The organism is Micromonospora sp. NBC_01412 (assembly GCF_045040215.1).
Lineage (GTDB): Bacteria > Actinomycetota > Actinomycetes > Mycobacteriales > Micromonosporaceae > Micromonospora > Micromonospora rubida.
Genome location: NZ_CP109528.1, coordinates 7,132,743 through 7,147,347 on the forward strand (window position 1 = coordinate 7,132,743; position 14,605 = coordinate 7,147,347).

Genomic DNA, 14,605 nt, shown 5'->3' on the forward strand with positions numbered 1-14,605 from the left:
ACTGTCCGGGCGGTGGAGAATGCATCGAGCCCCACCGCCCGGGCCCTGCGCACGCTCGAGATCCTGCAGGCTCGCCCCGGCACGACCGCCGACCAGCTCGCCTCGACCCTCGGCGTGACCGAGCGCGCCGCGCGCCGCTACGTCGGGATCCTCCGCGAGGCCGGCATCCCGGTCGAGTCCATCCGCGGGCCGTACGGGGGTTATCGCCTCGGCCGCGGCACTCGGCTGCCAGCCGTCGTCTTCACCGAGGAGCAGGCCCTCGGGCTGGTCATGGCCGTACTCGACGGGCAGCCGGCCGCGATCGACGCCGACAACCTGGTCGGTGCCGCGCTCAGCAAGCTCATCCGGGCGCTACCTGAGGCCGTCGGACGGCAGGCGGCGGCGCTGCGGGCGTACGCGGCGGCCGCTCCCGACCGCCGATCCGTCCGCGCCGATCCCGCCATCACGAGCGCGCTGGTCGCGGCCGTAGCCGACCGCTGTCGCGTGATCGTCACGTACGCGACCGAGAGCGGCAACGGCTGGGAGGCCGAGGCCGATCCATGGGCGGTGGTGGTGCGCTTCGGCCGCTGGTATCTGCTGTGCCACTCGCACCGGGCGGACGCGATCCGCACGTACCGCATCGACCGGATCCGGGCCGTGCGGCAGCTGCCGCAGCGCTTCACGCCGCCCGACGGCCTCGATCCGGTCGCCGCGTTGGAGGAAAACCTGGGCTCCGGCTGGAAGTACCCGACCCGCGTCGTGTTCCATGAGCCCTACGAGCGGGTGGCGCCCTGGATCCGGCCGACGATGGGCCGCCTGGAGCCCGACGGCAGCCGCTGCGTGCTCACCGGCAGCACGACCAACACCCAGATGTACGCCCAGGAGTGGCTGACCGCCGTCCCGTTCGGCTTTACCGTTGAGAAGGGCCCCGAACTGCGAGCCGCCGTGGCCGCTGTCGCCGCCCGTCTCACGGCCGCGCTGGAGAACGACTAGCCACGTAAGGGCCCGGTCGGCCGTCCACGGTGAGGCGGTTGACGGCGGCGTCGAGGTCGTCGTCGTGGGCAGGGTGTAGATCCGGGTGGAGTCGAGGTCGGACCGTACGCCCTCGGTGTAGTGCTCTGCTCGTCGGTTGGTGACGGCGGGTCCAATGGACCGGATCGAGTGCCTGTCAGCAAAGCCGGAGTTGGTCTGCCGATCCGCGAAGCCGATGCAGGAGCTCGGGGTTGAGGAAGATCCGTACAGGAATTAACGCTAAGGATGATCTTGCGGGCGGGGCAGCGGACGCGAGGTGACTGCCCGTACGGTGTCCGGCTGTGCCCGTCGAGTTCCTGTCTGATGATCAGGCCGCCGCATACGAACGGTTCGTTGGCGACCTCACCCGGTCCGAGCTGGAAGGCTTCTTCCTGCTCGACGGCACCGCGCTGGATCTGATCGCGAACAAGCGCGGGGAGCACAACCGGCTCGGGTTCGGGCTCCAGATCGGGACGGTGCGGTATTTGGGTCACTTCCTAACGGAGGACCCGCTGGAGGTGCCGTGGTCGGCGGTGGAGTATGTCGCCAGCCAGCTGGGCATCGCGGATCCGTCGGTGGTCAAGCGGTACACCGAGCGGCGGCCGACGGCGTACGAACACTCGTGGGAGATTCGCGCCGCGTACGGGTACCGCGACTTCGCCGACCCGGGGGTGCACGAGCCGTTGGTGGAGTTCATGTCCGCTCGGGCCTGGATCCACGCCGAGGGTGCGGTGGCGCTGTTCGAGCAGGCCAAGGCGTGGCTGCGCCGGGAGCGGGTGCTGCTGCCCGGGGTCAGTGTGCTGGCGCGGCTGGTGGCTACGGTGCGGGAGGAGACCGACCAGCGCATGTACCGTACCCTGGCCGAGGCGGCTGCCGGCGCCGACGTGGAGCTGCCGCTGCGGCTGCGGAACCTGCTGGAAGTGCCCAAGGGGAGGCGGTTCTCCGAGCTGGAGCGGCTGCGCAAGGGCCCGCGGCGGGACTCCGGGCTGGCGATGAGCCAGGCCCTGGGCCGGGTCGACGAGGTGCTGGGCGTTGGTGCCGGCGCGGCGCAGGTCCAGACGGTGCCGGCCAACCGGATCGCCGTCCTGGCCCGCTACGGCATGGCTGGCAAGGCGCCGCTGCTGAAGGATCTGGCCGAGCCGCGTAAGACGGCCACGCTGCTGGCGACCGTCCGGCATTTGGAGGCCGCTGCGGTCGATGACGCGCTGGACCTGTTCGACTCGCTGATGGCCACCCGGCTGATCAGTCCGGCGAGGCGGGCCACCGACAAGGCGCGGCTGGCGGCCATGCCCCGGCTGGAGAAGGCGTCCGCGACGCTGGTCGCGGTGACCCGAACGGTGCTGGAGTTGCTGGACGCCGCGTCCGGCCCGGTCGACCTCGCGCAGGTGTGGGCTGCGGTCGAGCGCGGGGCCGGGCCGCGAGAGCAGGTCGTCGGCGCGGTGGCCACCGTGGCGGAGCTGGTGCCCGACGAGGACTCGTGGGAGGCGGACAACCGGCAGGCCATCGCGGCGCGGTACGGCGTGGTCCGCCCGTTCGTTAGGTTGTTGGCCGAGACGCTGCCGCTGCACGCCGCGCCGGCCGGGGTGGCGCTGCTGACCGAGATCCGCGGCGGCATACCGACGTTGCTACGCCGCCAGGTCAGCCGTAAGCCGTTGGCCGCGGCGGACCTGGACATGGGCCTGGTCCCGCCGATGTGGCGCCGCGCGGTGCTGGGCAACCCGGCGCTGGACGGGGCGGCCGACCGGGACGCGTACGTGATGTGCCTACTCACCCAACTACACGCGGCGCTGCGCCGCCGGGACATCTTCGCCGAGCCGTCGCTGCGGTGGGCCGATCCCCGGGCGAGGCTGCTGGACGGCCCGGACTGGGCCGCGGTACGCGAGGACGTGCTGGCCGGCCTCGGCCTGACCGCCCCGGTCGAGCAGCACCTGGTGGAGTGCGCGACCGCGATGGACACAGCCTGGCGGCAACTCGCGCAGCGCATTGAGGAAGCCGGCCCGGACGCCAGCGTGCGGGTGGTGCCGGGCGAGGCGGGGCGGATGCGGCTGTCGGTGCAGCGGCTGGAGAAGCTGGGCGACCCGCCGTCGTTGGTGGATCTGCGTAAGCGGATCGCGGCGATGCTGCCGATCGTCGACCTGCCCGAGCTGCTGATGGACGTGCACTCGTGGACCGGGATGCTGGATGCCTACACTCACGTCGGCGGCCTGAACACCAGCATGGATCTGCTACCGGTCACCGTGGCGGCGCTGCTGGTCGCTGGTGCCTGCAACGTCGGCCTGGTCCCGGTCACCCGCCCCGGCGACCCAGCCCTGTCCCGGGACCGGCTCTCGCACGTGGACCAGAACTACGTGCGCGCCGACACGCACGCAGCCGCGAACGTCCGGCTGGTCGAGTACCAGGCGCGCATCGGTATCACCGACCTGTGGGGCGGCGGCCTGGTCGCCTCCGTCGATGGGCTGCGCTTCCGGGTACCCGTGCAGACCATCCAGGCCGGCCCCAGCCCGAAGTTCTTCGGCTACAAGCGCGGCATCACCTGGCTCAACGCGGTCAACGACCGGTTCGCCGGCCTCGGCGCGATCATCGTCACCGGCACCGTTCGCGACAGCCTCTACATCCTCGACACCCTGCTCAACCTCGACGCCGGCCCCAAGCCGGAAATGGTGGCCACCGACACCGCCTCCTACTCCGACATCGTGTTCGGCCTGTTCCGGCTGCTCGGGTACCGGTTCTCCCCACGCATCGCCGACCTGGGCGGTACCGGGTTCTGGCGCGCCGACGTGCCCGGGCAGCCGGCCGGGGACTACGGGCCGCTGAACGCGATCGCCCGCAACAAGGTCAACCTAGACCGGATTGTCACCCACTGGCCGGACATGCTGCGAGTCGCCGGCTCCCTGATCACCAACCAGGTCCGCGCCTACGACCTGCTGCGGATGCTGACCCGCGACGGGTACCCGACCCCGCTCGGGCAGGCCCTGGCCGAGTACGGACGCATCCCGAAGACCCTGCACCTGCTCGCGATGGTCGACCCGGTCGACGAGACCTATCGGCGCACCGTGACCCGGCAGCTGAACATCGGCGAGTCCCGCCACTCCCTGGCCCGCAAGATCCTGCACGGGCACCGCGGCGACATCATGCAGCCCTACCGGGCCGGCCAGGAGGACCAGCTCGGCGCGCTCGGCCTCGTGCTCAACGCCGTGGTGCTCTGGAACACGCGCTACATCGACTTGGCCGTCAACGTATTGCGTGGGCAGGGCTACCCGGTGCGCGACGAGGACGCCGCCCGGTTGTCGCCACTGGGGTACGCGCATATCAACATGCTGGGCCGCTACACCTTCCCCGCCCCGTCGGCCGAGCAGCGAATCCGCCCGCTGCGCGACCCGGACGCCCAGGACGGCTGATGCGGGCCTGCGCCGAGGCCGCCCGCGACCGGCTCCGCGACCTAGCCGGCGACTGGCGGCTCGGCGCCTGGCTGGCCTACTGGGCGGCGGTGGCCGAGTGCGACGAGTTCGGCGTCACCATCCAGCTCACCCGCGGCAGGCCGACCAGCAGGCCGACCTGCTGCGCGCCACCCCGCCAGCGGGTGAGCCGCTGGCTTGGTAGTCCAGGGCAGCAACTGGAACGCGCGGTCGCTGATGTGGTCGGGAGCGTAGAGCGCGGTTGCGATGACGGTCAGGGCGGCCACGGCCAGACCGACGTCCAGGACAGTGATCAGGATCGCCGGGTGGGGCCAGAGCAGCCACACGCCGACGTGCCCTGCTGCTGCGGCTGGACCGTACAGCCGACCGGCGCCAGGGCGGGTGCGAGTTCGCGTCATGGCGGTAGGTTGCAAGAGGCGGGCGCCGGTCCGGCACCCGGTTAGGACAAGGTCGGACCGCCGGCCGCGTCTTCGGCCAGATCAAGACGTCGGCCGCTGCACGTAAGGCGGGTCCGAAGGGTTCGGACACGCGGAGCGCCATGAGGGCACGGCGGAAGCGGAGCGAAGCAGAGGATGCGAGGGCCGGCGGATTTCGGGGCGGCGTTCACCGCGTTGCTGGAGGTGGCCGGGGCCAATCCCGACAGCGTGGTGCGGGCGCTGAACGGCGCGCTGTCGCGCAACACGCTCTACGACTGGAAGAAGGGCGCGCATCTGCCCAATGACACCCGGTCGCTGCTGCAGGTGGTGCAGCTGTGCCTGCGACTCGCCGGGGACGACGCGGATCTGCGCGGGGCGCCCCGGGACGTGCGAGGGTGGCTCGACCTGCTGGCCGAGGCGAAGCAGACCCGCGATAACCAGGCGGCGGCCGCAGGGCGGGGGACTGCATCGGGCCAGTCGTCGCTGCGCAGCCTCGATAAGGACGCGCTCGGCGAGGCAGCGGGCTTCCTGGCCGGGCACGTGGCCAGTCTGCTTCAGATCCTGGGCGAACTGGCCGCCAGTCGCTCCCCTCTCGCCGATGACCTGATCCGTCGGCTGGCGGAGACCAAGGGCAGGTACCAGACGCCTCAGTGCGTGGTGAAGCCCAAGATCCTTCCCGCCGCGGACCTGCTGCTCGCACGCCAGCGCGTAAACCTGCTCAGGACGCACCGTAGGGCCTTGTTCGAACTCGACGTGGCCGACGAGCGCTTGTTGGATTCGATCTCGGCGCTGCGCGCAGCGCTGGAGGAGATTCACGGTGTGCGGATCGTCTTCGCCGGCGAGGACGTCAGCACACGCAACGACAACCAGTCAGCGACAGCCGCCATCCCCACCGTCCCGCCGCCGGCCCCTAACAATGTCTTCGATCCGCGAACGCAGCGCCCGATCCTCACGACGGTCGAGGTGCTGCCCGGGTCGTCCAGCGGCACCATCGTGGTGGAGGGCAATCCTCCGGCGAAGATGACTCCGAGCGGAGCGATCTTCGTTATCACTGTGGAGGCCAGGGCGCCGCGCGCCGTGATCCTCCAGCGGGCGCGGGCCGTCGTACTCTCCCGCCGACCGCCTCGGCGGGCGTGCTGGATCAAGGGGATCGGGGCAGGGCTGAACCCTCGGCGTTTCGACGTCGACCTCGACTCCGACAATCCACAACTGACAGCGCAGGGGGTTGATTTCCCCTTCACCGTGAGCCCCACCGACCCCGAGCAGTTCTGGGTGCAGGCGGAAGCGGGGGCGAACGAGGTCATCTGGAACGTCGAACTGGATTGGATCACGGACGGGGTTCGCGGCACCACGGTCGTCAACCACGGCGGCATCCCGTTCAGCCTGTATCCGATCGATGTCCTACTCAAAGGACCCGGCGCGCAGTCCCTGCGCACGACGTGCGACTACGGGGGCCACGAGGAAGGCTGTCCCGCGCTCACCCTGGCCAAGCTGTCCCGAGAACCCAGCGACGAGTTCACGCCGGCTCGCGACCTGAACAACGAGTGCTGGTTCAGCGCCATTCTCACGCTGCGCGAAATGGGCTGGGAGGGCTAGAGCTGTGTACGTGATAACAGCCTATTATCCGGTACATGCGTGGTGACGTGATCCTCGTGGACTGCTGTGGGCACCTCGGCCCGGCTGCGCGACTCGCGCACGTTATCCGGTACATCGCCGGGCCGGTCCGGCGGGAGTCCGGGTCGTGAAGAACGGTGTGACGATCCGGGTCGCGGTCGACCGGTTCCTCGGCTCGGCCCGGTGCCGCAACCCGAACACCCGCCGCGCCTACACCGGGGTCCTCGACCGGCTCGCCGGGCACCTCGACCCCGGACGGGAACTCGCCGCCACCACCGGGCAGGACATCGCCGACGCCATGGCCATGCTGTGGGGGCAGGCGAAGCCGGCGACCTGGAACCGCAACCGGGCGGCGGTCGCCTCCTTCCTGGTGTGGGCGGCCCGTAACGGCTATCCGGCCCCGGGACTGCCGGACGCCGTTGAGCGGCAGCCGGAGAGTCCGGACGCGACCCGGGCGTTGGACCGGGCCGCCGTCGAGCGGCTGCTGACCCGCCGTGACGTGCCACTGCGGGAGAAGACGCTGTGGCGGATGCTGTACGAGACCTGCGCCCGCGCTGGCGAGATCCTCGCCCTCGACATCGCTGACCTGGAACTGGAGGCCCGCCGCGCCAAGGTGGTGTCCAAGGGCGGGGCGGTCGAATACGTGTACTGGGCCTCCGGCACCGCCCACCTGCTGCCCCGGCTGCTACGCGGTCGGACGGCCGGGCCGGTGTTCCTGTCCGAACGCCGCCCCGGCCCGGCCCGCCGCCCGGCGGCAAGGGACCTGTGCCCGGCCACCGGACGGGCCAGGTTGGGCTACGACCGCGCCCGGGTACTCCTGGACCACTACACCTCACCCGGGCCGGGCCTGCCCGGCTGGGACCTACACCAGCTACGGCACTCTGGCGCCACCCACCTCGGCGAAGCCAACGCCGGCCTACAACTGATCATGGCCAAGGGTCGGTGGCGTAACCCCCGCACCGCCATGCGCTACGTCAAGCCCGGCGCGTCCGCCGTCGCCGAGGTCACCGAACTACTCGACATCACGCCGCCTCGACGCAGCTGAGCGGACCTACCCGCGTACCGCCGCGCGCCAGTGGCCAGTTGCCCGGGTGCCGCCAACTGGCCAGGATGTGCTCGCACGGCTTTCCCGGCCGGTACTGGCCCGGTACCCGGGCCATCACGAACTCCCACAACGCCCGCGCACCCGACGTCTGCCGACTGGTCACCCACCGGGCGATGAACCCGCTACCCCGCCCCGCAAGATCATCCTTAGCGTTAATTCCTGTACGGATCTTCCTCAACCCCGGAGCTCCGCTGAGCCCGACCGCGCGGTCCCAGTTCCGGTAAATACGTTGCGGGGTCCGGCACGGGCGGGCATGCTGGGTTGATCGAGCGGCGGCGAACGCTGCCTGGGCTAAGGAGGGCTGACAGATGGGCATCACTGTGCTGCGGCATGTCCGCATCAGTCCCACCTCTTTGTTCAGGAGCACACCCGTTGTCTTCCGAGTACGAACTCTCTGATACCTACTCCGACCTCGACTCCCGCGGGTCCGATTTCACCGGCGACGAGCCCCAACCGGATCCGGCCGACGCCTTCGTCTTCAAGTTCCATTCGGTCGACGAGAAGCTGGGCCCGGATCAGCGGTGGTCCACCTGGCTGGACGTCGAGCGCGGCTCTCGCGGCCCGGAACCACGCCCCTCGTGGGTCGTCACGGAACAGGCTGCGATCGATACTGAGCTCGGCATCCTCAAAACCGGCAAGGAAGCCGACGTCTTCCTGCTCGAACGGGCCGTCGAAGCCATCGGCGACAACCCGGCGAGGTCCTCGCTGCTGGCCGCGAAACGGTACCGCACCGAGGAACATCGGTCCTTCCACCGCAGTACGTCGTACGTCGAAGGCCGCCGTACCCGCAACAGCCGCGACAGCCGGGCGATGGCGAAGAAGACCTCTCACGGCCGCAGTGTCGCGGCCGATCAGTGGGCGTACGCCGAATGGGCCGCCCTCAACCGGTTGTGGAAGGCCGGCGTCCCGGTGCCGTATCCCGTGCAGGTGGACGGCACCGAGCTGCTGATGGAGTTCATCGACGATGGCGAGGGCGGTGCCGCGCCCCGGCTCGCCCAGGTCCGGCCGTCGAAGGAGCTGCTCGGTGTGTACTTCGAGCAGCTCCGCAACGGCATGCGTGAACTGGCCCGCGCGGGGCTCGCGCACGGCGACCTCTCGCCGTACAACGTCCTCGCGCAGGCCGAGCGGATCGTGATGATCGACCTGCCCCAGGTCGTCGACATCGTCGGCAACCCGAAGGGCATGGACTTCCTGATGCGCGACTGCCACAACATGGCCACGTGGTTCACGAACCGCGGGCTCGAGGTCGACGAACAGGAGCTGTTCGCCGACCTGCTCACGATGGTGTTCTGATCGCCTTCTGCAGAACGCGGTCCCTCAGCCGATGCTTGGCCGAGTTGCCACCCCGGGCCGGAAGTCCAGCTGGACTTCCGGCCCGGGGTGCGGCAGCACTACACGACGCAACCGCGCCCGCAGCCCGAGCTCGCTGTCATCCCGGCGTTCGAGGCGGCCCGCCCGCTGGCTCCAGCAGAGCTGCCTGGACGGCCTGGTCGCAATGCAGACCTCGCCTGTTCTTGGCGCCGGCGACGGAAACGTGGCGAACTACCTGTGGGACGGGGCAGTGCGTAAGGATCAACGACTTCGAGTGCGCCGGACGCAGCCATCGTCACGTCACCTCCCCGGGCCTCGCACCCCAGGGGGCGATTCGCGCTCCGCGGTGACCACCTTGACTTATCGATCGCCGCCGATTTAACTCTTAGGAAACTTTCCTAAAAGGAGGACGCCATGGGCGGTCGTACCGGTCCGCGAAGATCCCCCCGCCTGCCGCTGGCCGTCACAGTCCTGCTGGCCGTGGTCTGCGCCATCGTCGCGCCGTCGACCGCAGCCCATGCCGCCGCCGGTCTCACCGCCAACTTCTCCTCGGCCGACAACGGCTCGTGGCGGATGGACAAGTACGTCATCAGCAACCCGACGACGACCGCGATCTCCGGGTGGAGCCTCGAGTTCGACCTGCCGGCCGGGGTGACCATGGGCAACGCCTACCACGGCACCGTCACCCGGGTCGGCGACCACGTCACGGTCGTCAACGCGCACTACAACGGCACCGTCACGGCCGGTGGCAGCACCGAGCCGTACAGTTTCTGGTTCATCGCGACCGGGACGGCCGCCGCGCCGACGAACTGCCGGGTCAACGGGAACAAGTGCGACGGCAGCCCCGACCGGGCACCGGGCACGCCGACCGGCCTCAAGGTCAGCGGGCGGACCACCAAGACCCTGTCGCTGACCTGGACCGCTGCCACCGCCACCGACTTCCCGATCGCGGGGTACGACGTGCTGCGCGGCGGGACCGTTATCGCGTCGGTCACCGGCACTGCGGCGACCGTCGGCGGGCTGACGCCGAACACCCCGTACACCTTCGCCGTCGCGGCCAAGGACACCCGCGGCAACGTCTCGCCGGCGAGCGCCGCCGTGTCGGCCACCACGCTCAACCCGGCCGACGACACCGTCGCCCCGCCGGCACCCGGTGGCCTGCGCAGCACCGCCGTGACCGCCACCAGCGTCACGCTCGCGTGGAACGCCGTCAACGACGCCAGCGGCATCGCCGGGTACGACGTCTACCGCGGCGCCCAGCTCGCCGCCACGGTCAACGGCACGGGCACCAGCATCACCGTCGGCGGACTCACCCCCCTGACCACGTACACCTTCACCGTCCGCGCCCGCGACACCTACGACAACGTTTCGCCCGCCAGCGCGCCGGTCACCGCCACCACCGACGACGTGATGGGCGCCGGCCGGTACGCCAAGGTCGGCTACTTCGTCCAATGGGGAATCTATGGCCGGCAGTACTTCGTGAAGAACCTCGACACGTCCGGTGCCGCAGCGAAGTTGACCCACATCAACTACGCCTTCGCCAACCTCGACTCGGTGAACCTGACCTGCCTGCAAGGCGTCACCCGCGGTACCACCCAGAATCCGCAGGACCCCGACCAAGGCACCGGCGCGGGCGACGCCGACGCCGACTACGGCCGACCGTTCAGCGCGGCGCAGTCGGTGGACGGCGTGGCCGACACCGGCTGGGAGAAGCTGCGCGGCAACTTCAACCAGCTCAAGAAGCTCAAGGCCAAGTACCCGCACCTGAAGATCCTGATCTCGCTCGGAGGCTGGACGTACTCCAAGTTCTTCTCCGATGCCGCGGCGACCCCCGCGAGCCGGGAGAAACTGGTCCGCTCGTGCCTGGACATCTACCTGCGGGGCAACCTGCCGGTGGCCGGCAACGCCGGCGGGCCGGGCACCGCGGCCGGCATCTTCGACGGCATCGATCTCGACTGGGAGTGGCCCGGCGCCGAAGGGCACCCCGGCAACCACTGGGGGCCGCAGGACAAGGCCAACAACACGGCGCTGCTCGCCGAGTTTCGCCGGCAGATGGACGAACTCGGCGCAACCACCGGCAAGCGGCACCTGCTGACCGCGTTCACCCCGGCCGATCCGGCGAAGATCGACGCAGGGTGGGACATCAGCCGCGCCGACGGCACGCCGAGCGTCTTCGACTACCTCGACTTCGCCAACGTGCAGGGGTACGACTTCCACGGCGCCGGCAGCGACAACTCGTGGGAGCCGAACCGCACCGGACACCAGGGCAACCTGTACCGCGACGCGCAGGACCCGTACCCGTTCGAGTTCAGCGTCGAACGCGCCGTGCGCACGTACACCGACGCCGGGGTCAACCCGCGCCAGCTCACCGTCGGCTTCGCCTTCTACGGCCGGGGCTGGCAGGGGGTCAACGCCGGGACCCTGCCGGGCGGCGGCTCGGCCAACGGGGAGTGGCAGACCGCCACCGGGGCGGCGCCCGGCCAGTTCGCCGAGGAGGCGGGCACCCGCGGGTACGCCAACCTGCTCGCGATGGTGCCCGGCTGTACCGTCTACCACGACACCCAGTCGGTCTCGTCGTACTGCTTCACCGGCAACGGCGGGCAGTGGTGGACCTTCGACGACCCGTGGTCGATCGGCCAGAAGACCACTTGGGCCAAGCAGCAGAACCTGCTCGGCGGCATGATCTGGGAGATGTCCGGCGACACCACCGCCGGCACCCTGATGTCCACCGTGGACACCGGCCTGCCGTCACCGCGCTGACACCGACCAGGGGGCGGCGGGGCTACCGCGCCGCCCCCACTCCCCCGACCACGGCGTCCACCTCGGTGGTCCCGCCGTCCAGCCTCGGTGGGTCAGGGCAGCGCGGCCCGCCACGTCCACGAGGTGCGGCGGGGCCGGCCGTCGAACTCCGCACGGCCGGCCATCCACAGCAGCACCTGCGCCGGCGGACCCGGCGGGGCCTCGGGGAACAGCCGGTCCAGCGCGACGGCGGCGAGCCGGTCGGGAAGCTGCCAGGCCACCCCGAGGCCCCGGGCGACGTCGTGGGTGTGCAGCAGGGTCTCGGCGACGCCCATGGCGGCGAACCCGGCCGGGTCGCAGGGGCCGAAGTGCCAGGCCCGCAGGCCTGGGTCGGCGGCGTCGAGCGCCGTGGCGAGCAGGCCGCCGCAGGTCGCGGCGACGGTCAGGACCTCGGTGGGAGTCGCGGCGGGGGAAACTGTCAGGTCGAACGGCAGGTAGCCGCCCGAGGGCCGGCCGGCGACCTGCCCGGCGTACGCGAGCAGGTCGTGGGCCAGCAGCTCCAGTCCAGCGTGCCCGCCGGGACGGTCCAGTCCTGCCCGGTGTGCGGCCCGAGCGCGTCGAGCATCGCGTCGGTCGCGGCCCGGACGGGCGCCCCAACCGTCTGCGTCATCCCCGACTGTCCGTTCTCGACTTGACCTGACCAGCGGAACGGCCCGCGAGCTGGTGCTGGCCATCTTGGTTGGGAAGGTTCATGTGGGTACCTTCTCCCAAGCCGATCTGGGTGGGAAGCAGACCGTTGATCCGCGAGAGTCCGGGTAGGGCTCTGGTCACGAATGTACGTCTGGCCGGCCGTCTCGGGATCGCTTCAGCTCGTAGAACCCGGGGGTCCCGGCGACGAGCAGCACCCCGTCCCACAACCGCCCGGCGGCCTCGCCACGTGGAACAGGGCTGACGACGGGCCCGAAGAAGACCTGCCCGTCGACGTGGATCGACGGCGTGCCGGGGGCGTCGCCCATCGGGGCCATGCCCGCGTCGTGGCTGGCGCGTAGCGCCTCGTCGTACTCGGTGCTCTCGGCCGCGTCGGCGAGTTCGACACTGAGGCCAAGTTCGGTGAGGGCGTCGACGTACAGTTCCCGCCCGATGGGTGCGGAGTCCAGGTGGATTCGGGTCCCGAGCGCGGTGTACAGGTCCCGCAGGATTTCGCGGCCGTACGCCTGTTCGGCGGCGGTCAGTACCCGCACGGGGCCCATGCCGGGTCGGAGCCACTCCGCGTACCAGGCGTCGAGGCCTTCTCGGCCCTCGTTGAGCACCGACAGGCTCATCACGCGGAACCGGACCCGCATACCGCGGACCCGCTCGGCCTCAAGTAGCCAGCGCGAGGCGATCCAGGCCCACGGGCAGCGTGGGTCAACCCACAGGTCAACGATCTTCATGCCCTGACCATACGAAGCAGTTGGGTCAGGCAGGAGGGCCGATTTCGCCCAGGAATATTGAGCCAATTAGCCGGACGGGCCGCTGTGGAGGACTCGGGCCAGGGTTTCGAGCGCGGCTGGGTAGCTGCCCTCGTTGGGGGTGCTGTAGCCGATGATGAGACCGGGTGGGTGGTCGCCGGGAGTGTGCCAGTGGCGTCCCAGGTCGCCCAGCGCCAGGCCCCGTGCCGCCGCGCGGGCGAGGATCTGCTGCTCGCCGGGGCCGGTGGCGGGCAGGCTGACCATCGCGTGCAGGCCGGCGGCGATCCCGTGCAGGGCGAAGCGGCGTCCGAGTCGGCTGACGAGGAGGTCACGTCGGTGCCGGTAGCGGAGCCGGCAGGCGCGGATGTGCCGGTCATATGCGTGGCTGGCGATCAGATCGGCGAGGGCGAGTTGACCGATCACCTCGGTGTGCAGGTCGGTGTGCCGCTTGGCGTGTATCACCGGTTCGACAAGGCGCTCGGGCAGCACCATCCAGGCCAGCCGCAAGGCAGGCCCGAGGGTTTTGGCGGCGGTGCCCACGTAGGCGACGTGGTCCGGCGCCATCCCCTGGAGCGCGCCGACGGGCTGGCGGTCGTAGCGGAACTCGCCGTCGTAGTCATCCTCGATGATCAGGCCGTCGCCCGACCTGGCCCATTCGGTGGCGGCATGTCGGCGATGCGGGTGCAGGGTCACTCCGGTGGGGTACTGGTGTGCCGGGGTCACCACGACCGCCCGCGCCGCCGTGAACCCGGATGTGGACAGCAGGTCGGTGCGGGCACCCCGTTCGTCGACCGGCAGCGCGACGACCCCGGCGCGGGCGTGCCGGACCACGTCGCGGTGAAAGCTCAGGCCGGGGTCCTCCATCGCGAGCACCGCGCCGTCGAGCACGCCGGCGAGCAGGGCGAGGGCCTGCACGTACCCGGAGGTGATCACGATCTGGTCCGGGATGGCCCTGACGCCACGGGCGCGCCCCAGATAGTCCGCCAGCGCGGTACGCAGCTCGACCCGGCCGCGCGGGTCACCGTAGTCGTAGGCAGCCACCGGGGCGACAGCCAGCGCCCGCCGGGTGGCACGCAGCCAGGCTGCCGTGGGAAAGGTGGAAACGTCGGGGCTGCCGGGCCGAAGGTCGTACCGCGGCGCCGACACCTCAGTCGTCGGCTGCACGGCGTGCGCCCGGCACTCCGCCAGATCGGCGACGACGGTGCCCGATCCGGTCCGGGCACTCAGGTAGCCCTCGGCGATCAACTGGTCGTACGCGGCGCTGACGGTGCCGCGAGCCAGATCGAGCTCCAGAGCGAGCGAGCGGGTGGACGGCAGTCGGGTATACGGCGCCAGCCGCCCGGCCCGGATGGCCTCGCGCAACGCCCGCTCAAGTCCCGCGCGACGACCGGACGCCGGATCGAGCTCCAGGTGCAGGTCAACCCCGAAAGCGACCCAGTCAATCGACACAAATACTGGACCTTAGCAATGGACCAATGGCTGCATGGGGTTGCCATCATGATCATCGAGACAGTCGCGGCCCCCCGCGCCCCGGCCATTCGCCCAGCAGTCGGCAAGGTCGCC

Annotated in this window: 9 protein-coding genes; 6 read left to right on the plus strand and 3 right to left on the minus strand. The window is 70.6% G+C overall.

Annotated features, from left to right (window positions below):
* Window positions 1-12 precede the first annotated feature (12 nt).
* From OG617_RS31155 to OG617_RS31180, 6 genes are all read left to right on the plus strand, one after another.
* The gene (locus tag OG617_RS31155) at window positions 13-972 is read left to right on the plus strand and encodes a helix-turn-helix transcriptional regulator (RefSeq protein WP_405096466.1); all 960 of its coding nucleotides are present in this window, start codon (window positions 13-15) and stop codon (window positions 970-972) included.
* Between the two features lie 320 nt (window positions 973-1,292).
* Complete coding sequence (locus OG617_RS31160; RefSeq protein ID WP_405096467.1) at window positions 1,293-4,388, plus strand: Tn3 family transposase; 3,096 nt, start codon at window positions 1,293-1,295, stop codon at window positions 4,386-4,388.
* Window positions 4,389-4,978: 590 nt separating this feature from the next.
* Window positions 4,979-6,418 (plus strand): hypothetical protein, encoded by a 1,440-nt coding sequence (locus tag OG617_RS31165; protein WP_405096468.1) that lies wholly within the window; start codon window positions 4,979-4,981, stop codon window positions 6,416-6,418.
* Window positions 6,419-6,563: 145 nt separating this feature from the next.
* Window positions 6,564-7,481 (plus strand): tyrosine-type recombinase/integrase, encoded by a 918-nt coding sequence (locus OG617_RS31170; protein ID WP_405096469.1) that lies wholly within the window; start codon window positions 6,564-6,566, stop codon window positions 7,479-7,481.
* Window positions 7,482-7,913: 432 nt separating this feature from the next.
* Window positions 7,914-8,834, plus strand: coding sequence for a serine protein kinase RIO (locus tag OG617_RS31175; protein WP_405096470.1), 921 nt, complete (start codon window positions 7,914-7,916; stop codon window positions 8,832-8,834).
* Window positions 8,835-9,266: 432 nt separating this feature from the next.
* Entirely contained in the window at window positions 9,267-11,612 is a 2,346-nt protein-coding gene (locus tag OG617_RS31180) for a glycosyl hydrolase family 18 protein (protein ID WP_405096471.1), read from the plus strand.
* A 92-nt stretch (window positions 11,613-11,704) separates the two neighbouring features.
* On the opposite strand, the gene OG617_RS31185 is transcribed toward OG617_RS31180, so the two are convergent.
* From OG617_RS31185 to OG617_RS31195, 3 genes are all read right to left on the minus strand, one after another.
* Window positions 11,705-12,325 carry a hypothetical protein gene (locus OG617_RS31185; protein WP_405096472.1) on the minus strand — a complete coding sequence of 207 codons (621 nt, stop codon included), beginning with the start codon at window positions 12,323-12,325 and terminating at the stop codon, window positions 11,705-11,707.
* A gap of 93 nt (window positions 12,326-12,418) precedes the next feature.
* Entirely contained in the window at window positions 12,419-13,024 is a 606-nt protein-coding gene (locus OG617_RS31190) for a disulfide bond formation protein DsbA (RefSeq protein WP_405096473.1), read from the minus strand.
* A gap of 66 nt (window positions 13,025-13,090) precedes the next feature.
* Entirely contained in the window at window positions 13,091-14,491 is a 1,401-nt protein-coding gene (locus OG617_RS31195; RefSeq protein ID WP_405096474.1) for a PLP-dependent aminotransferase family protein, read from the minus strand.
* Between the last annotated feature and the right edge of the window lie 114 nt (window positions 14,492-14,605).